At 62.8% G+C, this 22,186-nt stretch carries 21 protein-coding genes and 1 riboswitch; of the genes, 12 read left to right on the top strand and 9 right to left on the bottom strand.

Annotated features, from left to right (window positions below):
- Nucleotides 1-19: 19 nt before the first annotated feature.
- Nucleotides 20-184: a hypothetical protein gene (locus ACTHJF_RS03570; RefSeq protein ID WP_440265879.1), complete on the top strand. Its 165-nt coding sequence runs from the start codon at nt 20-22 to the stop codon at nt 182-184.
- A gap of 550 nt (nt 185-734) precedes the next feature.
- Here the strand turns inward: ACTHJF_RS03570 and ACTHJF_RS03565 are convergent.
- Together ACTHJF_RS03565 and ACTHJF_RS03560 are read right to left on the bottom strand one after the other, a co-directional pair.
- Nucleotides 735-1,097 (bottom strand): hypothetical protein, encoded by a 363-nt coding sequence (locus ACTHJF_RS03565; protein ID WP_440265878.1) that lies wholly within the window; start codon nt 1,095-1,097, stop codon nt 735-737.
- A gap of 74 nt (nt 1,098-1,171) precedes the next feature.
- Nucleotides 1,172-1,354 (bottom strand): hypothetical protein, encoded by a 183-nt coding sequence (locus ACTHJF_RS03560; RefSeq protein ID WP_440265877.1) that lies wholly within the window; start codon nt 1,352-1,354, stop codon nt 1,172-1,174.
- Nucleotides 1,355-2,031: 677 nt separating this feature from the next.
- Here ACTHJF_RS03560 and ACTHJF_RS03555 point away from each other — a divergent pair.
- Nucleotides 2,032-2,388, top strand: coding sequence for an ArsR/SmtB family transcription factor (locus tag ACTHJF_RS03555; RefSeq protein ID WP_440265876.1), 357 nt, complete (start codon nt 2,032-2,034; stop codon nt 2,386-2,388).
- A 79-nt stretch (nt 2,389-2,467) separates the two neighbouring features.
- On the top strand, nt 2,468-2,992 hold the full coding sequence (locus ACTHJF_RS03550) for an SRPBCC domain-containing protein (RefSeq protein WP_440265875.1): 525 nt from the start codon (nt 2,468-2,470) through the stop codon (nt 2,990-2,992).
- Here the strand turns inward: ACTHJF_RS03550 and ACTHJF_RS03545 are convergent.
- From ACTHJF_RS03545 to ACTHJF_RS03525, 5 genes are all read right to left on the bottom strand, one after another.
- Entirely contained in the window at nt 2,981-3,520 is a 540-nt protein-coding gene (locus ACTHJF_RS03545) for a GrpB family protein (RefSeq protein ID WP_440265874.1), read from the bottom strand. The two genes, ACTHJF_RS03550 and ACTHJF_RS03545, sit on opposite strands and share 12 nt — an antisense overlap.
- 532 nt (nt 3,521-4,052) lie before the next feature.
- A complete protein-coding gene (locus tag ACTHJF_RS03540) occupies nt 4,053-4,496 on the bottom strand; it encodes a GNAT family N-acetyltransferase (RefSeq protein WP_440265873.1) in 444 nt (147 codons plus the stop codon).
- Nucleotides 4,497-5,491: 995 nt separating this feature from the next.
- Nucleotides 5,492-6,181 carry an XAC0095 family protein gene (locus ACTHJF_RS03535; RefSeq protein WP_440265872.1) on the bottom strand — a complete coding sequence of 230 codons (690 nt, stop codon included), beginning with the start codon at nt 6,179-6,181 and terminating at the stop codon, nt 5,492-5,494.
- A gap of 449 nt (nt 6,182-6,630) precedes the next feature.
- Nucleotides 6,631-7,725: a RelA/SpoT domain-containing protein gene (locus ACTHJF_RS03530; RefSeq protein ID WP_440265871.1), complete on the bottom strand. Its 1,095-nt coding sequence runs from the start codon at nt 7,723-7,725 to the stop codon at nt 6,631-6,633.
- 46 nt (nt 7,726-7,771) lie between these two features.
- On the bottom strand, nt 7,772-8,221 hold the full coding sequence (locus ACTHJF_RS03525; RefSeq protein WP_440265870.1) for a hypothetical protein: 450 nt from the start codon (nt 8,219-8,221) through the stop codon (nt 7,772-7,774).
- A 456-nt stretch (nt 8,222-8,677) separates the two neighbouring features.
- On the opposite strand from ACTHJF_RS03525, the gene ACTHJF_RS03520 reads away from it, so the two are divergent.
- From ACTHJF_RS03520 to ACTHJF_RS03490, 7 genes are all read left to right on the top strand, one after another.
- Nucleotides 8,678-10,645: a pyrroloquinoline quinone-dependent dehydrogenase gene (locus ACTHJF_RS03520; RefSeq protein WP_440265869.1), complete on the top strand. Its 1,968-nt coding sequence runs from the start codon at nt 8,678-8,680 to the stop codon at nt 10,643-10,645.
- Between the two features lie 241 nt (nt 10,646-10,886).
- Nucleotides 10,887-11,792, top strand: coding sequence for a hypothetical protein (locus ACTHJF_RS03515; protein ID WP_440265868.1), 906 nt, complete (start codon nt 10,887-10,889; stop codon nt 11,790-11,792).
- A gap of 46 nt (nt 11,793-11,838) precedes the next feature.
- Nucleotides 11,839-12,639, top strand: coding sequence for a hypothetical protein (locus tag ACTHJF_RS03510; protein WP_440265867.1), 801 nt, complete (start codon nt 11,839-11,841; stop codon nt 12,637-12,639).
- Between the two features lie 39 nt (nt 12,640-12,678).
- Nucleotides 12,679-13,491: a Stf0 family sulfotransferase gene (locus tag ACTHJF_RS03505; RefSeq protein WP_440265866.1), complete on the top strand. Its 813-nt coding sequence runs from the start codon at nt 12,679-12,681 to the stop codon at nt 13,489-13,491.
- A gap of 12 nt (nt 13,492-13,503) precedes the next feature.
- Complete coding sequence (locus ACTHJF_RS03500; protein ID WP_440265865.1) at nt 13,504-14,286, top strand: Fic family protein; 783 nt, start codon at nt 13,504-13,506, stop codon at nt 14,284-14,286.
- 443 nt (nt 14,287-14,729) lie between these two features.
- Nucleotides 14,730-16,778 carry an NAD(+) synthase gene (locus ACTHJF_RS03495; RefSeq protein ID WP_440265864.1) on the top strand — a complete coding sequence of 683 codons (2,049 nt, stop codon included), beginning with the start codon at nt 14,730-14,732 and terminating at the stop codon, nt 16,776-16,778.
- The gene (locus ACTHJF_RS03490) at nt 16,775-17,770 is read left to right on the top strand and encodes an L-threonylcarbamoyladenylate synthase (RefSeq protein ID WP_440265863.1); all 996 of its coding nucleotides are present in this window, start codon (nt 16,775-16,777) and stop codon (nt 17,768-17,770) included. Before ACTHJF_RS03495 ends, ACTHJF_RS03490 begins: the two co-directional genes overlap by 4 nt.
- Nucleotides 17,771-18,258: 488 nt before the next feature.
- Here the strand turns inward: ACTHJF_RS03490 and ACTHJF_RS03485 are convergent, their stop codons facing one another.
- Nucleotides 18,259-18,597: a helix-turn-helix transcriptional regulator gene (locus ACTHJF_RS03485; protein WP_440260881.1), complete on the bottom strand. Its 339-nt coding sequence runs from the start codon at nt 18,595-18,597 to the stop codon at nt 18,259-18,261.
- Nucleotides 18,598-18,681: 84 nt separating this feature from the next.
- On the opposite strand from ACTHJF_RS03485, the gene ACTHJF_RS03480 reads away from it, so the two are divergent.
- A complete protein-coding gene (locus tag ACTHJF_RS03480) occupies nt 18,682-20,184 on the top strand; it encodes an NADP-dependent isocitrate dehydrogenase (RefSeq protein WP_440265862.1) in 1,503 nt (500 codons plus the stop codon).
- Between the two features lie 22 nt (nt 20,185-20,206).
- Here ACTHJF_RS03480 and ACTHJF_RS03475 read toward each other — a convergent pair whose 3' ends face one another.
- Nucleotides 20,207-20,800 carry an HAD family hydrolase gene (locus ACTHJF_RS03475; RefSeq protein WP_440260883.1) on the bottom strand — a complete coding sequence of 198 codons (594 nt, stop codon included), beginning with the start codon at nt 20,798-20,800 and terminating at the stop codon, nt 20,207-20,209.
- A gap of 80 nt (nt 20,801-20,880) precedes the next feature.
- Nucleotides 20,881-21,050: riboswitch (yybP-ykoY riboswitch) on the top strand.
- Nucleotides 21,051-21,059: 9 nt separating this feature from the next.
- Between ACTHJF_RS03475 and ACTHJF_RS03470 the strand changes: the two genes are divergently transcribed.
- Nucleotides 21,060-21,638 carry a TMEM165/GDT1 family protein gene (locus ACTHJF_RS03470; protein WP_440265861.1) on the top strand — a complete coding sequence of 193 codons (579 nt, stop codon included), beginning with the start codon at nt 21,060-21,062 and terminating at the stop codon, nt 21,636-21,638.
- Nucleotides 21,639-22,186 lie beyond the last annotated feature (548 nt).

The raw sequence follows: 22,186 nt of genomic DNA, 5'->3' as shown, positions 1-22,186 counted from the left end.
ACGATCATGCATATTTCCCTTGCTCCAACGCCTGAGCCGCCCGATATTCACGATCGTGTATGTGGTCATGGAGCGAGTCGTGGGCGCCAAACATCGACCGACCGGCATGGAGGCGGAATACGCCGACATCACTGCGCTGGCCGCCGCCGTGCGGGCAGCGCGCAAACGCCACGAACTGACCTAAGCCGACCTGGCGGGTTTGGCCGGCGTGAGTCTGGGCTTTCTGATTGCACTTGAGGGCGGCAAGCCCACATTGGCACTCAACAAGGTGGTGCAGGTCATCGCCGCATTGGGCCTTCGGCTTTCGGTCTCCCAAGCCCAATGATGGGGCAGTGCTTGAGCAGACGACCGCCCTGCCAGATAAGGCCGCGTTTAATTAGCCACGTCCCATTTAATTTGACAAATTGCTAAGGCCGCGACGTCTATTTCTTAGCCGTCGTCCTGGCTGCCTTCTTTGCTTTCGGGAACTTATACGTTGTTCCGCACGTGGAGAGCGTGCATTTGCCATTGAAGATCGTGTAGCGCTTGCAGTTCACGCAATACTCGCCTTTGCCACCTTTACCCGCGTTGGGCGGCTGCACGACCTCGGTGCCGCACGCGCTACACACTTTTTTGTGACCGGTTGTGGCGTGCAGAGTCCTACGGCCACAGGCAGGATTGGGACAGGTATAGCCAGCCATGCGATTTCCCCTTGGGTAAGTGCAGAAAAAGTGTACAGCGGCCTAACGCTGGAGTTAAGCGGCGGAGCCGTCCGCCTCGAACGAGTTGTTGGAGGGCCGCTTGCGGATGACAAAGTAAGAGATCAAAGCTGTGACCGGAAAAGCTATCGCATGCCATAGCGCAAACAGGCCCACCAGTCCCGCAAGCTCACCCCAAGACCAAGTGAATAGCGTAACGAAAAACAAGAGCCCAAACGGAACAAGGACCACAGTGATGGTTACGGGCGCCCATGAAGGGGTAAGCAGAATCGTAGCGGCGGCGACAAGTATGAGCGAGCGCTTGGAATCGGGCATGCGCTTGACCATGAACCAGACGCCAAGAAGTGGAAGAAGCATGAACACGGCGAGGGCTAGATAAAAGAACACCAAGAACATCATTACCGCCGCCCTCTAGCGCTGGAGTTAGGTGGCGGCGAAGCCGTCCGCCTCGAACGAGATGTTAGGCGCACCGCCTAGTCTAGGGTGACTGGATTGATGCCCGATTTTTGGAGCAAGGCAATGAGCATTTCCGTTTGACGTTCGTTGCGGCGTTCGATTGCCGCAAGGCGGCGCTTGAAGTCTGCGGCAATTCCGAAGGTGGTGATGCAAGTTGCAGTCAGAAGGCCGAACAACGCAAAAACTTGGAACTCGCTCATTTTCCCCCTCCCTAAGCCTAACGCTTCGCAGGTTGCAAAACGCAGTCTAATTCTGCGGCCTAATCCCTGTGGCGCCGCATCCCCTCGCGGCGAGCATTCAATCAAACCAAGCACCTACCCTCGTTGCTGCGGCCTAGTTCTGCAATCTAATTCTGCGCGCATTCCGAACCGCTGCGTGCGCGTATCGTTCCACGGCGACGGCGCGCGGGCAAGCGTGGACAGCGTCGCTGCCGACGCTGTTCGATCTGAGTGCGTGAGGCGTGAACCGGGGGCTGCAAGAAAGGGCACGGAGAGGGTTGGTGTCGATTTCTCCGTGCCCTTCCCTCGTCCGGTTACTGGTGCGTCGGGTGCTCGCGCACCACGTGCGAGGTGTTGCTCATGGGCATTTGCGCGGGTAACGCCCGGTAGGTGGCTTCCTCCTCACGTACGCCGGGTCGCATGACGAGTGGCGGCTCCAGTCGCTGTCGCAGAATGAAAGAGGACGTGTCCAACCAAGCTAGACACGGCCCGCCCCACCTAGCGCGACCCAACTTGATTAGCCGCCCCTCCCTTTAACCGGCCCCTTTGCCACGCCCCCTTTCCCCGAACCTGACCCCGGTCGGTGACCCCGGCCAGTGGGTGTTGACCAGCCTTCCTCATAAGATTACATTACCTACAGGTTATGTATCTGGATAGTTATGCAAAGTTCGGAACGCCTAAACCTGACCTTCGCCGCCCTGGCCGACCCTACCCGCCGCGCGATCCTTGCCCGGCTGGCCACAGGAGAGGCCACCGTGACGGAACTTGCCGTGCCGTTCGAGATGAGCCAACCCGCCATCTCCAAGCACCTGAAAGTGCTTGAACGTGCCGGCCTCATCTCGATGGACGTCGATGCGCAGCGACGTCCACGCAGATTGGAAACGAAAGGATTGAAGGAGGCCGTGGACTGGATCGAGCGTTACCGCGAGATCTTCGAGCAGAACTACCAGCGCCTCGATGCGTTGCTCGGGGAGCTCCAGGCCAAACCGTCCCGGCGCAAACGGGCAAACAAATAGCACTGACGTGTCAGCGCGCCGTTTGTCCGCGCGTCCTCAGAGTCTCGCGCCATCACGAAGGATCACCAAGGAGAAACCCATGCCCAAGCCTGCAGAAGTGACATTTCCCAGTGATCGCGAAGTCCGCGTCACACGTACATTCCATGCGCCTCGCCAGATGGTGTGGGATGCACATACCCGCCCCGAGCTCGTGCGCAAATGGCAAGGCTATGAAGGCTGGGATATGCCCGTGTGCGACATGGATGTCCGCGTCGGCGGCACATACAAGTGGCAGTGGAAAAACCGCAAAGACGGCAGCGCGTTTGGCTTCCTGGGCACGTTCACCGAAGTCGATGACGGCTCCAGGCTTGTCCACGAACAATACTTCGACCCGGGCGACATGGACTTCGCCATGCCAACGGGCGATCCCTGCATCGTGTCACTTGAACTCACGGAGGAGCACGGCATCACGACGCTGGTCTGCAACCTGACGTTCGCCTCAAAGCAAGCACGTGAAGACGCAGTCTCCACCGGCATGACCGACGGCATGGAGCACAGCTACACCCGCCTCGACGACATGTTTCAAGGACAGGGTCGCGTCCAGTCCCACTCACTAGACGGGTGAACCGAGAGATTCCAGCACCTGCTGAACGAACCCGGTTTTGGACTGGGTGTACGCCTCGCGGTCATGGCGGTACTTGTTGGCCATGTCCAATTTGAGCTGGGCGTACTCCTGTGCGAGACGTGCGTTCGCTCGCAGCGCATCGCGGAACCCCAGCCTTGCCCGCCAAAGCGCACTGCCGTACGGAACCAGGTGGAGATGGTGCGTCCTGTGGGCATCCGAGGGCTTGCAGAACCAGTGCATGACATCGGCTTTGTATGGCCAATATAGGTAGCCCAACGCTTCGGCGGCCGGGATGGCAGGGCGTGAAGCATCCAGGCTTTCGACGGCGACCATGATGTCGATAACGGGTTTCGCGGCGAGCCCGGGAACCGCGGTGCTACCGACATGCTCAATGGGGCCAGCCAGCCACGGCGCCAGCGCGAGGGAAAGAGCCTGCTTCTCGGATTCGAACTTGCTCGGCCACGACGCATCGTAGGGAACAACGATGACGGGAGCAGACGTTTCTTGGGAGGTGGAACTCGATGTCATGCGAGGAACCTTCGAAACCCGACGCTGTGGAGGTCGCAGAACGCGATCGAATCCTGCGACCTGATCCATTCGGCCCCGCATCCCCTCACGGTACCTGCTTAATGGGACGCATCGTTCCACGGCGACTGCACGTCAGCAAGCGCGGACGGCACCGCCGCCGGCGCTTCTCAATCGGAGCTTCGTAAGGGTGTGACTCAAGGCGGCAACAAAGGGCACGGAGACGGCGGGTGTCGCTTTCTCCATGCTCTGGTCCAGTTACGGATACGTCGGGTGCACGCGCGCCACGTGCGCTGTGTTGCTCATGGGCAGATACGTGGGCAGTGCGAGGTAGGTGGCTTCCTCCTCGCGTACGCCGGGTCGCACGGCGAGCGGCGGCTCCAGCCGCTGTGGGCCATCGGTCTCACTGAATGAAAGAGAACATGGCCAATCAAGCTAAATAACGGCCTCCCCGCCTAGCGGCGACCGAGCTCAATTAGCCAAGCCACTTTAAGCCGGCATTCAATTAACCGCGCCCCTTTAATTGAATGATTTGCTAGATGACGTTGCTACCGCTTGCGCGGCACATGAGCAATACTGACTTGGAATAGTGGGCGTTGCACCATGTTTGTTTGTCAAGAACCCGGGGAGGAACCAGTGTGCCGGGCTGGCAGACTCTGAAGCCGGCTGACTCATACAGGCTGTACAGGTGCTCGAATGGCAGGCAATACAGGATTTCAAGAGCGGACTCAGCGATAAGGAACTGAATCAGCGATTTGGATATCCCTGTACCTCTATGCTCCGGAAAAACGTACATACCGCCTAGCTCACCAACACCGGGCGCCACCTTGGTAACTCTTCCTAAGCCCGCTGCTATTCCGTGAATTTCAGCAACTGCAACAAAATCGGAATCAGGGGAAGGAAGGAAATCAATTTCTTTGTATTTTGAATTCGCCCAATCAAGTTCAGATGGGGCGAGCTTTCGGACGAGCAATGACATATTGCCTCACTGTCATCTAACGCTGTAAGTGAGCGGCAGCGCAGCCGCCCGCCTTGAATGAGTTGTTAGGTGCCAGGCCGGCTCATGGCCGACACATTGACGTATTAAGAAAATTCTTGCCGCTCTCTAGCCGACAACCTTCTGCTGGCATTTTGCAGTAGTAGGTGGTGCTTCGACCGCAGCCACTAAACCTATATGTGGCAGCGCCTAACGATTTGGCAGCAATTGCCTGGGCGGGACAGTTCCACTCGCGACTTACACCGCAGATCATGACCTTTTTTGCCTGGTGATCCTTGAATACAGCTACGCCGAAGATGACTCCGATGCCTGTACCGATGATGACAAGCATGAATGCGCCGATCTTTACCAAGACATGCATACGGACCATCGCTTTTAACACCTAATGCCGGAATTAAGCGGCACGCGTTAGCGTGTCCGCTTGGATGAACTGTTAGGCGATACCGCCCTGATTGAGTCTAGCCAGAGATCCCAAGCTGCGGGGTCGGTCGGAACCCCTTCTTGCCAAGTGCTTGTGGTCAGGTCCCCCAAGATGCTTCCTACTGCCCGCTCCGAGTCGACCTGGAAGTAATACTCAAGGACAAGCAGCATAGCCCGATAAGCCTCAGCTGCTGAAACCTGGGACTGTGCGGCTGGCAAGCTGTCGAGTGAGTCCATATGGCCTAACGCTTAGTAGGTTGCAAAACGCAGTCTAATCCTGCGGCCTAATCCCTGTGGCGCCGCGTCCCCTCGCGGCGACTATTCAATCAAACCAAGCACGTACCCTTGCTGCTGCGGCCTAGTTCTGCAATCTAATCCCGCGTTCATTTCGGTGAGGTGCGTGGCGCATCGTTCCACGGCGGCGGCGCGCGGGCAAGCGTGGACGGCGTCGCTGCCGACGCTGTTCGATCTGGGTGCGTGGGGGCGTGAACCGGGTTCTGCAAGAAAGGGCACGGAGAGGGTTGGTGTCGTTTTCTCCGTGCCCTTCCCTCGTCTGGCTACTGGTACGTCGGGTGCTCGCGCACCACGTGCGAGGTGTTGCTCATGGGCATTTGCGTGGGCAGTGCGAGGTAGGTGGCTTCCTCCTCGCGTACGCCGGGTCGCACCACGAGCGGCGGCTCCAGCCGCTGTGGGCCGTCGATCTCGCGGAGGATGTCTCGCAGCGCGTCCACGTCGCGGTAGATGGCGTCGCCCATCACCGTAAGCGTGGCTTCCGAAAGCTCTGCGTGATCGGTGCAGACCACCACATTGCCATAGGCGTGGAGGCTGCCGAGCAGCAGGTGCATCTCGTCGATCTGGCTGAGGGTGACGCCAGCGACGTAGCGGATGGACGCCTCGTTTGTCGCCGGCTCGGCGACGTACGGCTCCTCGGCATCCGTGTCCACGGGCTCTGCTTCTGTCTCCGTATCCCCGGCCGCCTTGGGTGCCTCCGCCGGTTCGCCGCGTTCCGCCGGGTAGGAGAGTTCGTCCAGCACCAGCCCTATCTGCTCTTCGATCAGCTCAAAGCAGATCGCCACCTCGCCCGGGCGAATCTCGTTGTAGCACTCGCTGTCTTCGTCCGGCCGACGAGGTCGGGCCAGGTTGGTGAGGAATCCCACGTACTCGCGTAGTTGCTTCAGCCGTAGCTGGGTGTCCTCCGGCAGGAAATAGCCGGTGACATTCCGATCTTCCGAATCGATGGTCGACATGCTTGCCTCCTCGTTCCATGAAGTACCCGCGCGCCAGGATGGCGACGGGAAGTCGGGAGGCTCGAAACCGCTAACAGCCGGCGGGCGTATTCCCCTTGCGGGTCTTGTATTAGCCGCCCTCCCGACGCAGGCATCACGTCGGACTGTGCCCGCAACCACACGGACACAAAAAACCCACCGGTTTGACGGAGGTGGGTACCGCTGTTAGAGGAGTTTCGAGGCTCCTTGCGACTGAGTCTGCTACCACGGGGAAGAGTAGTCAAGGTGAGCGAAAGCACGGCAAGCCAATTTAATTAGCCACGCCCACTTTAACTCAGACACTGACAGCAACTTTTACCCCTTTGTTTCATCAGCGCAAGGCGTTGCCTGAAGGGCGCGAAGCTATTAGAAATGAGTCAATTGCTGATTGCCAGAAGCGAACAAAAAGTCGACTCCGACTTCAGCTTTGGTCACGGAGCACGCCTGTAGCGGCGCACAAATTGATCAACTTGATGCACAAATGCCTCTGTATCAAGATAGTAATTCGGGTATGAGTCACGAATCGACTTGAACGATTCGGCGCCAACAAGAACAGCCTGAGCCCCCGTGTAGTTCTCCAATTCTGGGAATAGAGGCAACTGGTCCCTGCCGCCATAAAGTGGGATAAGTCTCTCGAATCTCTCGTACTCTTTTAGAGCCAAGTCACTTTGCTGCCGCGTAAAGGAAAAAATCTGCAGCTGCGGCTGCTCCGGCAGCAATACTAAAAGGAAATAAGCGGCCTCCTTCCGATCCACGCGCTCCGTAGCCTTTAAGGCGTGCCTATACGCCGTCAGCTTTTTTTCAACCTGCAACCGCTTATCGAGGGATGCGAGCCGCCTTGCGATCACACCTCGCGAATGAGGCGTGATCGTAGAAAAGACAGGCTTCTCGTTGTGCTCAAGGGCCAAGGACGCAAACTGGAAATATTCCAGCCATTCCGCCTCTCCCTCGCTCGATTTAAGCGCCTGCCCACTCATGGCGCCAACGGTCTCGACCGCCGTGGCCCACGCATGCTGAATCGACGTTCGAAGCTGAATTTCCAACAGTAGTCGATCGTACTCGGGATATCCTTTACTCTTAAATCGATATATTAGGTGCAGACTACGATAACCAGATATCTTGGGACTCCTGATATAGTCATCTACACGCACAAGTTCATGCTGACTTTTGCTTTGCAAGTACTGGTTCTTTACGTCATAGACCGCATCGATCGAGTTAAGCACAGCCCGGCACCCACCAATATCCTGCATTTGCGTCAGTCTCATGCTCGACTCCTTCCAAAGCTTGGAGATTATCGAGCGCGAACGCTTCAGTCTTCGAACGACGTGTGAATTTTGGTCGATCCGATTGGCCTTTTGCTTTAGATCAACTGTTACGGTATTGAGTGGAAAACTGTGAAACGAGCGCCAATTATTAAGTTTGGCGATCGCGTCCTCCACCTCAGGCCCCTCTTCGTAAACCTTTGCCAGAAGCTCTCCCGCACCGTCGATCGCTCGGCGGCTATAAATAAGCTTGCTATGAGCCATATACGCCTCATATAAATTTTTTACCAAAAATACCCATCATAAATTGCTAAGCTTCGACCTGGGTCTGCCTAGGGATCAACTTCTTCAACTCCGGGGGGCGTTCGTTTGTAAGCGTCTGCACTCGAAGTTTAACGCCCTGAATATTGAAGAGCTCGTGCCCCTCTTCGACGAAATGGCGAATCAGAAGCTTTTCCGCGGCCACGATCGCGGTGGACGCCTTCTGGCCAGGCTTCAGCACCAGCTCTGCATAGCTAAGCATGCGCGCTCCGTTCGAGGCAGATTTTATGCTATTCATTAGCTTTAGATTGTTGAGCTGACCCTTTAAGCGACTCCGTAGATTCAGGGCTTTCCCAATATAGAAGACCTCGAAACTATTACCGTGTACGCGGTAAAAAATATACACGCCTGGCGTCTTGGGGATCTTTTCCAGATCGGGAGAGTAAGGATAAGTGCTCAAGCGCTGACCATTGTGCCACTTCAAGTGAGGGTTGATCATTTTCAGGCCCCTGTATGCTTCTATTGTGTGCCGCTAAGGCAACTCGATTCGTCTGAGCGCACTTATATGCCATCCAAATGCTCGGCGCAATGCAGGCAGCCCGTCGCTAGCCTCAAAATAGGATTGAAACCGCAGTGCGTTAGGGCACTTTCGCAAAGATTGCGGTTCGAAAATTCAGCCTCGCTCGTCGCGAGGAACTTCCCTAGTCCAACCATACACGACGATCTGCTGATGCCATCGGTTCGCATGGTTTTTCGTGCTCTCCATTGGGCCGACTAACGACCTACTTTTGGAAGATTCCACGGGTCGCCAAACTGAAAAAGTGCGAAAGCCGCGCGTGGTCTTTCCTGATATCCGGTCCCGTCCACACCATCCCCCATCCCACTCACCCCAAACCGCTTGCCCCACCCCACCCCGCCCGCGACCCTGCGCCCACTGTCACAGGGAGCGTCATCCATGCGTGGTTCCACCTTCATCCTCGCCGCCGCCATCACCGCCCTGCTCGGCGGTTGTTCCCGCCCCGCCCCGGTCGACGTACCGCCACTGGATGCCGCAGCGCATGCGTTCCAGTGGAATGCCTGGGGCGGCGATGCGGGCGGCAGCCGGTTTGCGCCGCTCACGCAGATCACTCCGGCCAACGTGGCGGCGCTCACCCCGGCGTGGACCTTCCACACCGGGGCGCTGGCCAAGGGCTGGGAAACCGAGGGGAAGCTCACGTTCGAGGCGACGCCGCTGTTCGTCGACGGCACGCTGTACTTCAGCACCGCCACCGGTGACGTGTTTGCGCTGGATGCGGCCACCGGCGCCCAGCGATGGAAGTACGACGCGCACGTCGACGGCAGCGAGGACCGCTCCGAGCTGGCCTCGCGCGGCGTCACCTGGTGGCGCGACCCGACCGCGGCGGCTGGCACCACCTGCGCCACGCGGGTGTTCTTCGGCACCGTCGATGCGCGACTGATCGCGCTGGATGCGGCTACCGGCAAGCCCTGCGAGGGCTTCGGCGAGCACGGCCAGTTGCAGCTCTCCGCGCACCTGCTGCGCGACTCTTCCAAGGGCGACTACGAGTTCACCTCGCCGCCGGCGGTGGACGGCGGCACGCTGATCCTGGGCTCATCCATCGGCGACAACTGGTCGGCCGCCAATGCGCTGGGCGTGGTGCGCGCGTTCGATGCCCGCACCGGCGCGCTGCGCTGGCACTGGGACCCGGTGGAGCGCACCGCCGAGGCCGGCGACCCGGAGGCCAAGCCCTACCCCACGTGGGACGGCGCGGCCAATGCCTGGGGCGTGTTTTCGGTGGATGCGGCGCGGCACCTGGTGTTCATCCCCACCGGCTCGGCCAGCCCGGACCCGTACGGCGGCGAGCGCCCCGGCGACAACCGCTGGGCCAACTCGCTGGTGGCGCTGGATACGGCCACCGGCAAGCTGGTGTGGGCGCGCCAGCTGATCCACCACGACGTGTGGGATTACGACCTGGCCGCGCAGCCGATGCTGGTTGATATCAAGCGCGACGGGCAGAGCATCCCGGCGGTGATCCAGCTGACCAAGACCGGCCAGGTGTTCGTGTTTCGCCGCGACGACGGCACGCCACTGTTCGACATCACCGAGAAGCCGGTGCCGCAGGACGGTGTGCCGGGCGAGAAGCTGTCGCCGACGCAGCCGTTCTCGGCCCTGCCCTCGCTGGTGCGCAACGGGCCGGTGACGCCGGACGACGCGCACGGCCTTACCTTCTGGGACCGCAACCGCTGCCGCGAGCTGATCGGCTCGCTGAAGAGCGAGGGCATCTTCACCCCGCCCAGCCTGCAGGGAACCATCGAGATGCCCAGCTACGCCGGCGGCGTGAACTGGGGCTCCGGCGCCTGGGACCCGGCCACGCAGACCCTGGTGACCAACGTCAACGACCTGCCGATGCAGGTGCAGCTGCTGCCGCGCGAGGAGTGGCTGCGGCAGGTGAAGGCCGGCGGCGCCAAGGGCTGGGAGTACGCCCGCATGAAGCACACGCCGTACGGCATGCGCCGGCGCGTGCTGCAGTCGCCGCTGGGCGCGCCGTGCATCGCCCCGCCCTGGGGCCGGGTGGTGGCGCTGAACCTGGGCACCGGCAAGCTGAGCTGGTCGATCCCGCTGGGCACCGGCAAACACAAGGCGCCTTGGCCGATCTCGATCAAGGGCATGCCGGGCATGGGCGGGCCGCTGATGACGGCGAGCGGACTGGTGTTCATCGGTGCGTCCACCGACGGCTACCTGCGTGCGCTGGACCGGGCGACGGGCAAAGAGCTGTGGCGGGCGGAGCTGCCGGCGCCGGGCATGGCCACGCCGATGACCTACGCGGTGGGCAACCGGCAATACGTGGTGATCGCGGCCGGCGGGCACGGCAAGCTGGATACCGGACGCAGCGATGCGCTGGTGGCGTACAAGCTGCCGGAGTGAGGCCGGTGCTCTCCAGAAAGGGCCATGGCTAAAAGAGCTCTACAACCACCACCTGAAAGACGGTTACTCAAGGCTCCCAAATGTAACGGCGCAATTTCTTGCTCGTTGAACATTGCAAGATACGCGTGGTATCAAACGAGCGACTCATCCAGGCAGGATCGAGTGAGTCCCAACCGGCAACTGGACTGCTGGCCCCAGCTGGATTGCCGAGGCTTTACTCCGAGAAAAGGAAATTTCGACTATGGACTCCTGGCGCCGGTCGCTTAATCTCACCAGTACGCTCTCTGCCGTTGGCCTGACCGTCTATGGCTTGAGTGCCGTAGCTCTGGGCCACGGCATGGACAATCCTACTGCGAGTCTCCCGTCTTCCAGCGACAACGACCGCGGTTATACGCCCAGCCATGACGACAGCCGATCGTGCTTGAGCCAGCAGGATCTGAACACCTGCGCCCCAAATCAACCGATGCGTGCACTCAGCCCAGAAGAAGTGCAGATCGTGATGGGGACAAATTACCTCACGGATTCCCGTCCGGGCACGAGCCACGGTGGATGCAGCGACGCCGGATGCCACGTCACCGCAAGTCCGCCCCCTTCCTCCGGCGGGTCTTTTCCCCCTTCTTCCCCGCCCCCCGATTCTCCTCCGCCAGATAACGGAGGCGGCGGTGGAGACTCCGGCGGTCCAAACCAGTATCCCGCAACCGCGGCCTTGCAAACCCACCTAGAAAATTGCGCCAAGGTTTATGGCACAACAAGGCCGAATCCAAACTACACAACAAATTTCACGCAAGAATACGGCTTTCAGTCGCTCTCCAAGACAACAGGCCTAGTTCTTCAAAATGCGGTAGAGCCCACGGACAACCCGCCCACCACCGTGCCTCAGGGCGGCACTCCTTGGGGAATTATCGGTGGAGCAACCCACTGGTCCAGTCCACCGTATAAAACAGATCTCTATATGTATGCCTACCCCAGAAACTCTACCGCTTACACAGTAAACGTGATATCTCACGAGTGGTACCATCAAAACCACGATGTTCCCGGCGAGTCGGATAAACAACGAGGCGACAACGAGACAGCCGCGAAAGCCGCGGGAGCTGCCGCGCAGGCGGCTTACGAAAAAGACAACGGCGCCAAGTGTGCGGGCATGTGATAACGCCTCACAGTTCCCAGATGCAGGTAGGAAGGAGAAACAAGCCATGTCGAAACGGATTCTAGAGCTCGCACTGTTGCTCGGCGGTGCCACCCTGCTAGGTATGGGCACGCAGGCGTGCGCAACTTCGACCCAGAAGCCGCCCGCGGTCGGTGTTGACGCGCAGGCTGCAAGAGATCAGTTCCACGACGCCAAACGGTGCTTTGAGCTGGGCCTGCAGATTGAAGCCACGGCGAACGTCAACCAAATATGCAAGTCACTCGGACCCCATGCCGCACAGGACAAACGCTGCAGCAGCGAAAAAGCGGCGATGCGGTCCAAACGGATTATCGACGCACAAAAAGAACAGGCCAGCTGCAGCGCCGACCCGATTGTGCTGGAGAAAAAATTTCACACCGCATTGGTGACTGCTGCAAAAGCAGGCGATATTGATGCGGAAGTTTGCTACATCGGCGGATGGAGCCCGCTCGACCCAAAAGAAAGAAATGCATATATCAAAAACGCGCAGGCTTACATCAGCAAAGGACTGTCGCGAGGAGACTGGCGGGTGATTGAGCTCATGAGCAGGTCGCCGGCCGATGGAGGGGCGGGCATCATGATCAATCTACCCAACTTCGGTTCGCATTTTACGACCTACCGCTTTAATCGACTTTTGCAACTGGGGGCCACTGGAGACTTCGCGGATATTGCCCGAGTGAACGCCGACAATGAGGCGCGCTTCCTGACCAGGACGCAAGTCGTCAACGGCAACGAATGGGCGAGAGAAGAGTACCGCAAACATTTTGCCAACTCGCCCAAACTCACTGCCGCCCCGACCCCATGCCTTTCAAACAGCCCCGATGAATAATTCTTCATTTTAAAAGAATCAAAACCGCAAGAGATGACCATGGATTCGCTCAAATCGGTAAAGCGTCATGTTATCCGTCGGCTCTACGATGCGGAGTTTGACTTTAACTGCTTTGGGAGAGATCCGATCGGCACTTACATGCTCGCGACACTACCTCGCTCGGGCAGCACCTTCTGCGCAATACGTTTATGGCAAACCGGCCTGCTCGGCGCGCCTATGGAATATCTCAACTTTCGGATCATGGGTGACTTGTTCCAGAGGCTGGGTTACCGGCCTGACGAAGAGGGACACATCGAAGCCGCCAAGGTCTCCGCGTACTGGCATGACGTGCAACGACTCAGGACTTCGGGTAACGGTGTCTTCGGGTACAAGATGTTCACGTCGAATTACACAGAAGTTGCCAGGAAATTCCCCGACTTCCTGCCAAGCATCACGCCCAACTATGTCATTTATCTGACCCGTGAAGACGCCATCGGTCAGGCCATGTCCTACTCGCGCGCCCAGCGCTCAAGAGTCTGGTTCGCTGGCTCCGGGCAAAGCTCGACCGTCGAATATGACTACGAGCACATCAAGATCTGTCTGAGCTCCATCGAACAGCAAAAACGAGCTTGGGAGTCGGTGTTCAAGCTGACCGGGGTGAAGCCCTATCGGATCAGTTACGAGAGCTTGATGAGCTCTGGCGACGAGGTCATAGACGGCGTGTTGAGGTCGATGGGCATGAACCCCGACGCTTCAAGGGCCGTGGAGGTTCCCATGATCATGCGTCAGACCGATGGGATCAGCCGAAGCTGGCGCACACGATTCCAGGAAGACAGCGAGAACGAGCGCTCAGGGCAGAGTGTCAACGCCTGAGCCCAGAGGACCATGGCGCAGGCGGACTTCCAGGTTGCTCTGACGCGTCTCCCAAGCGGGAAAGCTGATGACTTGTCTGCCAGAGCCTTGGCCAGGACGCTTGATGACCTAATGGCGGGTGCCCCTGCCCATGTCCCGGAGCGGCTCTCTCGCTGGCTTATCGGCCGCCCCATTGCCCACGACGACCCCGGCCCGTTTCTTCGGGAAGAGTTGAACCATGAGCTTTCACGATACATGGCGGGAGCATCCACTCAGGTTTTTGAGGATGGCAGGTCACTGGCGGAAATACGCGCGCTGAGCGGTATGGATCTGCCCCCGCCCGAGGCCGTCGGCGATCGACGCGTTTTCCTGGACGTTCTCTCAGCGATGAGGCATGCGGTTGGTGATGGCAGTGCGGAATTTCGTCGGCATGCAGTGGCCAGCGGTAGAGACCGCCTGGGAAACCGGGTCGTCTATCCCCCAGCAGACCTCATCCCGGAGCGGCTGAATGCCATCTTTGAATGCTGGGACAGCTACAAGGAAAAAGAGCCTGCATTCGCGGGCATGGTCGCGATGACTGCCTTGATGAACCTGCATCCCTACCAAGATGGCAACGGAAGGGTCGGAAGAATGCTTTTTAATTGGACTTTTCGACAGGGCCGCGACAAGCAGCCCTACCTACCCATCTACGAGATATCCGCGTTCTCAAACTGCGGCTATCTGATAAGGCTTCGGCTGGCGCAATACCAGGCCAACTGGGAGCCGCTGGCGAACTTCTTCTTGACGCTTGGTCGACGGCTGTACGCCTGGCGCTAGCGTTCCGACCCCGATACTGCATTCGCTATAACTGCTCGGCTTAGGCGGACAGAGATCAGGGGAACCCGGAGGACAACCAGACGCTGTTCTTCGGAAATGCGCTCCTTCACGTGCAGTCTTCCTTTGATTGGGATTTCCCTCGCTCCGGCGCTGCTCAAAGAAGAGGAGCCTCGTTCAAAGCAGCGGCCGCCAACGGCTATTGACCGGTGCTGGACGGCGCCACTGGCAAGGCACTGTGGCGGTCCATCGGGCGGCCACGCTGATGACCTACGCCATGGGCAACCGGCACTGCAGCCGGTGGGCACGGCAAGCTGGATACCGGGCGCAGTGACGCGCTGGTGGCGTTCAAGTTGCCGGAGTGAGGTGGGCACCCGCGCCGTACGGTTCGCGGCGCGGGTGAAACCACGTAGCATCGGCATGTTTGCTGCACCCGGAGCCTCCGCATGCCGTCCGATTTCCACTCGCCCTATCGCCACGGTTTCGTGCGGCTGGCGGCCGCCGTGCCGTCGATACGGTTGGCCGACCCGGCGTTCAACGCCGAGCGCACCATTGCGCAGCTGCGCGAGGCGGCGGCGGAAGGCGCGGCGGTGGTGGTGTTTCCGGAGCTGGGCCTGTCCGGCTACAGCCTGGACGACCTGGCCCAGCAGGATGCCCTGCTCGACGCCAGCCTGGCCGCGCTGGACGCGGTGCGCGAGGCCACCACGCAACTGCTGCCGCTGGTGTTTGTGGGCCTGCCGCTGCGCGTGGAGGGCCAGCTGTTCAACGTGGCCGCCGCGCTGCAGGGCGGCGAGCTGCTGGGCGTGGTGCCCAAGCGCTACCTGCCGAACTACCGCGAGTTCTACGAGGCGCGCCAGTACACGGCGGGCGACCATGCGGTGGCGAACACGGCCGTGGTGCTGGGGCGCGAGGTGCCGTTTGGCAGCGACCTGATCTTTACCGCGGCCTCGCATCCGCACCTGCGCGTGCACGCGGAGATCTGCGAGGACATGTGGGTGCCGGTGCCGCCGAGCACCTACGCCGCGCTGGCCGGCGCCACCGTGCTGGTGAACCTGTCGGCGAGCAACGTCACCGTGGGCAAGGCCGATTACCGCCGGCTGCTGTGCGAGAGCCACTCGGCGCGCTGCCTGGCCGCGCACGTCTACACCTCGGCGGGCCTGGGCGAATCCACCACGGATCTGGCCTGGGACGGCCAGGCGATGATCGCGGAGAACGGCGCGGTGTTGGCCGAATCGGAGCGCTTCCAGGCCGAGGACCACCTGCTGCTGGCCGACGTGGATCTGGAGCGGCTGGTGCAGGAACGCATGCGCATGACCAGCTACAACGACCAGGTGCGCGATCTCCATCCGCAACTGCGCGCCATGCGCCGGGTGCCGTTCGCGTTCCGCGCGCCCACGCTCAAGGACCACCGGCTGCGCCGCCGCGTGCCGCGCTACCCGTACGTGCCCTCGAACCCGGCCACGCTGGACCAGCGCTGCTACGAGGCGATCAACATCCAGGCGCACGGCTTGATCCAGCGCATGCGCGCCACCGGTTCGCAGCGGTTGGTGATCGGCGTGTCGGGCGGGCTGGATTCCACCCTGGCCCTGCTGGTGGCGGTGGAGGCGTTCGACCGGCTCGGCCTGCCGCGCGCCAACATCCTCGGCTACACCCTGCCCGGCTTCGCCACCAGCACGCAGACGCGCGACCAGGCGCATGCGCTGATGCGCGCGCTGGGCGTCACCGGCGAAGAGATCGACATCCGGCCCTCGTGCCAGCAGATGCTGGCGGACCTGGGCCACCCGTACGCCCGAGGCGAGAAGGTCTACGACATCACGTTCGAGAACGTGCAGGCCGGCGAGCGCACCTCGCACCTGTTCCGCCTGGCCAACCAGCACCGCGCGTTCGTGCTCGGCACCGGTGACTTGAGCGAGCTGGCGCTGGGCTGGTGCACGTATGGCGTGGGCGATCACATGTCGCACTACAACGTGAATGCGTCGGTGCCCAAGACGCTGATCCAGTACCTGATCCTGTGGCTGGCCCAGGGCGGCCGCCACGACGCGGAGACCCGCACGGTGCTGGAGGCGATCGCCGGCACCACCATCTCGCCCGAGCTGGTGCCCGCCGACGCCAGCGGCGCGATGCAGGACACCGAGGCGCACGTGGGCCCGTACCCGCTGCAGGATTTCACGCTGTACCACCTCACCCGCTTCGGCTTCCGCCCCAGCAAGATTGCCTACCTCGCCCACCAGGCCTGGGGCGATGCGGCGCAGGGCGAGTGGCCTTCGCTGGTGCAGGAGGCGCAGCGTCGCGCGTACACGCTGGCCGAGATCAAGCACTGGATGGAGCTGTTCATCACCCGCTTCTTCGCTGCGCAGTTCAAGCGCAGCGCGGTGCCGAACGCACCCAAGGTGGGCGGCGGCGGCTCGCTGTCGCCGCGCGGCGACTGGCGCATGCCCAGCGACGCCTCGGCCGAGGCCTGGCTGCGCGACCTGCGCGAGAACGTGCCGGCATGAGGCTGCTGCGCTCGCCTGCCGAGAAAACCGAGGCGACGATGCCCGGCAAGTTGCAGCTGTCGCGCGCGGCCAAGGCGCTGCGCGCCGGCAAGCTGGTGGCGTTCCCTACCGAAACCGTCTACGGCCTGGGCGCGAACGCGCTGGACCCGGCGGCGGTGGCGCGCATCTTCGAGGTGAAGCGCCGGCCGCGCACCAGCCCGCTGATCATCCACGTGGAGCGCATCGAGGCGGCGCGCGAGCTGGTGACGCAGTGGCCGGACGCGGCGCAGAAACTGGCCGAGGCATTCTGGCCCGGCCCGCTGACACTGGTGCTGCCGCGGCGCGAGATCGTGCCGGACATCATCACCGGCGGCGGCAGCCACGTGGGCGTGCGCATGCCCAGCCACCCGGTGGCGCTGGCGCTGATCGCCGCCGCCGGCGTGCCGGTGGCCGCACCCAGCGCCAACCGTTTCACGCAGATCTCGCCCACCACCGCCGAGCACGTGCGCGCGGGGCTGGGCAGCGACGTGGATGTGATCCTGGACGGCGGGCCGTGCACGGTGGGCATCGAATCCAGCGTGCTGGCGCTGTACGACGACGGCCCGGTGCTGCTGCGCCCCGGCGGGGTGAGCCGCGAGGCGATCGAGGCGGTGATCGGCATGCCGGTGCGCGTGCCGGGCGCCGCGCCGGTGAAGGGCGAAACGCACGCCGCGCCGGGCATGCATTTTCGCCACTACAGCCCGCGCACCATGACGCTCACCGCGCATCCGGCGATGGCCGTGCCCAGCGGCGATGGCGCTTTGCTCACCCACCGACCGGCGCACTACGGTGCGCTGCCGGTGGCGCACCTGCAGGTAATGCCGAACTCGCCGGATGCCTATGCGCAACGCCTGTACGCCGCGCTGCATGAGCTCGATGGGCACGGCTACGACTGGATCGCCATCGACCTGCCGCCGGACGAGCCCGCCTGGGCCGCCGTGCGCGACCGGCTCAAGCGCGCCATCGCGCGCTGAGCGCTGGCGGGGTTTTCCGATTTCATCGCGGTGCTGGGCGATCAGGGAGATTCGCCGCGGCTCTGATCGGGACGCTATGGGTTAGGCCTGCAAACGGTTGCGACCGCGTGGTCCTTCGACTTCCTCGCTCTTCAAAGCCGTTGCCATCCATGGCCACTCCCCGCGCGCGCTTCGCTACGCTCAGGATGAACGGGGGTGTTCGTTTATGCGCCCGGATCCATAGAGCGCGGGCGCGACTGCACCGCACACGAGCCGCACCCCGATCGCGCGATGCAAAGCCCGCCATGGCCGCTGCGTTCGCGCGGCCGCGGGCGCCTCAGCGGCGGTTGATCATCGCGAGCACCTCACCCACCGTCAGGACGAACGGGGTGCTTGTTTACGAGCCCAATCCATAGAGCGCGGGCGCGAGTGCCCCGCACTCGAGCAGCATCCCTTTTGCACGATGCAAAGCTCGCCACGGCCTTTGCGCAAGCGCGGCCGCGAGTGCCTCAGCGGCGGTTGATCACCGCCAGCAACTCGCCCACCGTGCAGTGGGCTTCCACCGCGTGGCGCAGCGGCGCATTCGCGATCACCATGTAGCGATTGCGCCGGCCTTCGCGCTGGCGCTGCAGCACGCCCGCCTCCTCCAGCTCGGCCACGATGCGCAGCACCGCGCGCTCGGTCACGCCGACCCGCGCCGCCACATCGCGCAGCAGCATGGTGGGATCGCCCGACAGGCAGAACAGCACGTGCGCGTGGTTGCTGAAGAACGTCCAGCCTGGCGAGGCCACCGCTGCCTTGGGGGCGGTGGTGCGCGTCGGCGCGGCGGCCTTTGCTTTCGCTTTCACGGGCGCGCGCTTGACCGGCGCCGAAACCTGACGTTTAATACCTGACATATGTTTCGTGTTTTCCATGTCACATAAGGAGCCGCCGTGAACGCGCAACTCGCCCCCAGCCCTGCCCCCGCCACTTTAGCCCGCCACACCGTCGCCGTCGCGCATGGCGATGGCATCGGCCCGGAAATCACCGACGCCGTGCTGCACGTGCTGCGCGCCGCCGACTGCCCGATCGATTTCGCCCCCGTGCGCATGGGTGAGCAGGCCTACCTCGCGGGCGACTCCGCCGGCGTGCCGGCCGAGGCCTGGGACGTGCTCGCCCGCCACCGCGTGCTGCTCAAGGGCCCGATGACCACGCCCCAGGGCGGCGGCTACAAGAGCGTGAACGTGACGCTGCGCAAGACTCTGGGCCTGTACGCCAACGTGCGCCCCTGCGTGGCCTATCACCCGTATGTGTACTCGGCGCATCCGGGCATGGACGTGGTGATCGTGCGCGAGAATGAGGAAGACACCTACGGCGGCATCGAGCACCGCCAGACCGCCGAGGTGGCGCAGTGCCTGAAGCTGATCACCCGCCCCGGCTGCGAGCGCATTGTGCGCCACGCCTTCGAGTACGCGGTGCGTCACGGCCGGCGCAAGGTCACCTGCCTGACCAAGGACAACATCATGAAGATGACCGATGGCCTGTTCCATCGGGTGTTCGACGAGGTGGCGCGCGAGTACCCGCAGATCGCCGCCGACCACCGCATCATCGACATCGGCGCGGCGCGCCTGGCCACCCGGCCGAAGGATTTCGACGTGGTGGTGACGCTCAACCTCCACGGCGACATCCTCTCGGACATCGCCGCGGAAATGGCCGGCTCGATCGGCATGGCGGCGTCTTCCAACGTGGGCCTGCACGGGGCGATGTTCGAGGCGGTGCACGGCTCGGCGCCGGATATCGCCGGCAAGAACATCGCCAACCCCTCGGGCATGCTGCTGGCGGCGGTGATGATGCTGCTGCACCTGGGTGAGCGTGCGGCCGCCGAGCGCATCCACAACGCCTGGCTGTGCACGCTGGAAGATGGCATCCACACGCCCGACGTGTTCAACGAGTCGACCAGCAAACGCCGCGTGGGCACGCGCGAGTTCGCCCACGCGGTGGCCGAGCGGCTGGGACGCGAGCCGCGGCATCTGCAGCCGGTGCGCTACGGCGCTTTTGACGAGGCGGCGAGTGCGCCGGTGGAACGGATCGAGGCGCCGGCCGCAGCCCCCGAGCCGGCCAAGACCTGCGATGGCGTGGACATCTTCCTCGACTGGCATCCCGCGCAGCGCGATCCCGAGGCGCTGGCTGCGCAGCTACGCGCCGCCTGCCCGGACGGCCTGCGCCTGGCGGTGATCACCAACCGCGGCGTGAAGGTGTGGCCGCACGGCCATCCGGACACGTTCTGCAGCGACCACTGGCGCTGCCGCTTCGTCGGCGAACAGGGCGAGGTGTCGCCGCGCGCGATCCTGGCGCTGATGCAGAAGCTGGTGGACGCCGGCCTGCCGCCGATCAAGAGCGAGAACCTGTATCGCTTCGACGGCGAGCGCGGCTACTCGGTGGCGCAGGGCGAGTAAGCGCGATGCGGCAGGCGGCGGCTCAGGCCGCCGCCTGCCAGCGATACACCGGGCGGTGCGCCAGGGCGAGCAGTTCGCGGTCTTCCACCGTATCGCCGTAGGCGTGCACGCAGGCGTAGTCCTCCAGCCGCAGATGCTCGCGTACACGCGCCGCCTTGGCCGCCCCGGCGCAGTCGCCGCCGCGATAGCGGCCGGTGAGCACGCCCTCGCGCGATTCCAGCTCGCTGCAGATCAGCTCCAGACCGTGCGCACGGCACCACGGCGCCAGGTACGCATCGAGCGATGCCGACACCACCACGATGCGGTCGCCGCGCTCACGGTGCCAGGCGAGGCGCGCCATCGCTTCAGGCCGCAGCACATGCGGCAGGCGCTCACGCGCATAGCGCAGGCCCAGCGCGCGGATCGCCGATACCTCGCGACCGCGCAGCACGTGCGCGGTGACCTGACGCCGCACCGCGGTTCCCGAGACGAGCCCGAGCTTGTAGCCCAGCCATGGCCACAGCAGCCGCCGCCATGCCCGACGCCGGAACGCGGCCGGGCTGATGTAGCCCAGGAACGGCGTGTAGGTGTCGCCGGTGGTGATGGTGCCGTCGAAATCGAACAGGGCAAGGTCCATGGCGTGCGGTCATCCATGATGGGGGACGCGCAGCATACGCGACGGCGACCGGGCTCGCGGCCATGCGTCAGCTCCGGTATCATGCGCCGGTCATTGGGGAGTAGCCGCTCTTCGCTCGAAGAGGCTCGCGTCAACACACTTGGCCCACCGGCCATGGCGCAAGCAGCCCACCGGCCTGGCAAGACCTTTGACCACACGCCTCCGCATGGGCCGGGGAGACGTGTGGTCAACCGTCTTTCGACCGGCCCGGGACACATCCATGGAAGCACTCCTCGTCTCCGCCGGCGTCGTCGCCCTCGCGGAAATCGGCGACAAGACCCAGCTGCTCGCCTTCATCCTCGCCGCGCGATTCAAGAAGCCGTGGCCGATCATCGCCGGCATCTTCTGCGCCACGCTGGTGAACCACGGCCTGGCCGGCGCGCTGGGCGCGTGGATCACCTCGGTGACAAGCCCCGAGATCCTGCGCTGGGTGCTGGGCCTTTCGTTCATCGGCATGGCCGTGTGGACGATGATCCCGGACAAGATCGAGGAAGAGGAAACCCAGGTGGCCAAGCGCGTGGGCGTATTCACCGCCACGCTGGTGACGTTCTTCCTGGCCGAGATGGGCGACAAGACGCAGATCGCCACGGTAGCGATGGCCGCGCACTACCCCAACCCGGTGATGGTGGTGGCCGGCACCACGATCGGCATGCTGATCGCCGACGTGCCGGCGGTGTTTGTGGGCGACCGCCTCGCCGCGAAGATCCCGATGAAGCTGGTGCACTCGATCGCCGCCGCCATCTTCGCCGCCCTGGGTATCGCCACCCTGCTCGGCGCTGGCGCGAAGCTGGGGTTCTGATCCACCACGCCGGCGGTCTCTCCTTGCCCGTTGTAGGAGCCCGCTTGCGGGCGATGCCCTTGGGCTTTGATGCGGATCCAGAGCGAAAGGCATCGCCCGCGAGCGGGCTCCTACAGGGATTGCGTGCGGGAGTGATGGCGCGCTGGTGGGGATCGAGCACGGCCAAATCCCCCGCCGTTGTAGGAGCCCGCTTGCGGGCGATGCTCTTGGGCTTTGTGTGGATCTAGAGCGAAAGGCGTCGCCCGCGAGCGGGCTCCTACAGGGATTGCGTGCGGGAGTGATGGCGGGCTGGTGGGGATCGAGCACGGCCAATACCCCCGCCGTGGTTGGTTCCCCCGTGGGGGGGGTTGTGATGTGGGTTTTTGGGGGTTGAGAGGGACAACCATCGCCCCCCCGCGGGGGCCAACGGGCTGCTCATGCAGGCGGCGGAGCGCCACCCGAGCGATCGGAGGCAGCAGAACGAGTACCTCGCGAGCCTGCTGCGGGTCTCTCTCGACCCGTCGCGGGCCGAGTCCGCGACGCAGCTCGCCGCCACATTGCGCGGCCTC

The sequence above is a fragment of the Dyella sp. genome (genome assembly GCF_051962475.1).
Classification (GTDB): domain Bacteria; phylum Pseudomonadota; class Gammaproteobacteria; order Xanthomonadales; family Rhodanobacteraceae; genus Dyella_A.
This window is presented reverse-complemented; position numbering and strand designations above follow the sequence as displayed.

Excerpts from the sequence above, each read along its gene's own strand:
- ACTHJF_RS03520 (WP_440265869.1), top strand. The coding sequence starts at position 8,678 with ATGCGTGGTTCCACCTTCATCCTCGCCGCCGCCATCACCGCCCTGCTC.
- ACTHJF_RS03545 (WP_440265874.1), bottom strand. The coding sequence starts at position 3,520 with ATGACATCGAGTTCCACCTCCCAAGAAACGTCTGCTCCCGTCATCGTT.
- ACTHJF_RS03475 (WP_440260883.1), bottom strand. The coding sequence starts at position 20,800 with ATGGACCTTGCCCTGTTCGATTTCGACGGCACCATCACCACCGGCGAC.
- ACTHJF_RS03525 (WP_440265870.1), bottom strand. The coding sequence starts at position 8,221 with ATGATCAACCCTCACTTGAAGTGGCACAATGGTCAGCGCTTGAGCACT.
- ACTHJF_RS03490 (WP_440265863.1), top strand. The coding sequence starts at position 16,775 with ATGAGGCTGCTGCGCTCGCCTGCCGAGAAAACCGAGGCGACGATGCCC.
- ACTHJF_RS03500 (WP_440265865.1), top strand. The coding sequence starts at position 13,504 with ATGGCGCAGGCGGACTTCCAGGTTGCTCTGACGCGTCTCCCAAGCGGG.
- ACTHJF_RS03560 (WP_440265877.1), bottom strand. The coding sequence starts at position 1,354 with ATGAGCGAGTTCCAAGTTTTTGCGTTGTTCGGCCTTCTGACTGCAACT.
- ACTHJF_RS03565 (WP_440265878.1), bottom strand. The coding sequence starts at position 1,097 with ATGATGTTCTTGGTGTTCTTTTATCTAGCCCTCGCCGTGTTCATGCTT.
- ACTHJF_RS03530 (WP_440265871.1), bottom strand. The coding sequence starts at position 7,725 with ATGGCTCATAGCAAGCTTATTTATAGCCGCCGAGCGATCGACGGTGCG.
- ACTHJF_RS03555 (WP_440265876.1), top strand. The coding sequence starts at position 2,032 with ATGCAAAGTTCGGAACGCCTAAACCTGACCTTCGCCGCCCTGGCCGAC.
- ACTHJF_RS03510 (WP_440265867.1), top strand. The coding sequence starts at position 11,839 with ATGTCGAAACGGATTCTAGAGCTCGCACTGTTGCTCGGCGGTGCCACC.
- ACTHJF_RS03470 (WP_440265861.1), top strand. The coding sequence starts at position 21,060 with ATGGAAGCACTCCTCGTCTCCGCCGGCGTCGTCGCCCTCGCGGAAATC.
- ACTHJF_RS03550 (WP_440265875.1), top strand. The coding sequence starts at position 2,468 with ATGCCCAAGCCTGCAGAAGTGACATTTCCCAGTGATCGCGAAGTCCGC.
- ACTHJF_RS03535 (WP_440265872.1), bottom strand. The coding sequence starts at position 6,181 with ATGTCGACCATCGATTCGGAAGATCGGAATGTCACCGGCTATTTCCTG.
- ACTHJF_RS03505 (WP_440265866.1), top strand. The coding sequence starts at position 12,679 with ATGGATTCGCTCAAATCGGTAAAGCGTCATGTTATCCGTCGGCTCTAC.
- ACTHJF_RS03495 (WP_440265864.1), top strand. The coding sequence starts at position 14,730 with ATGCCGTCCGATTTCCACTCGCCCTATCGCCACGGTTTCGTGCGGCTG.
- ACTHJF_RS03515 (WP_440265868.1), top strand. The coding sequence starts at position 10,887 with ATGGACTCCTGGCGCCGGTCGCTTAATCTCACCAGTACGCTCTCTGCC.
- ACTHJF_RS03540 (WP_440265873.1), bottom strand. The coding sequence starts at position 4,496 with ATGTCATTGCTCGTCCGAAAGCTCGCCCCATCTGAACTTGATTGGGCG.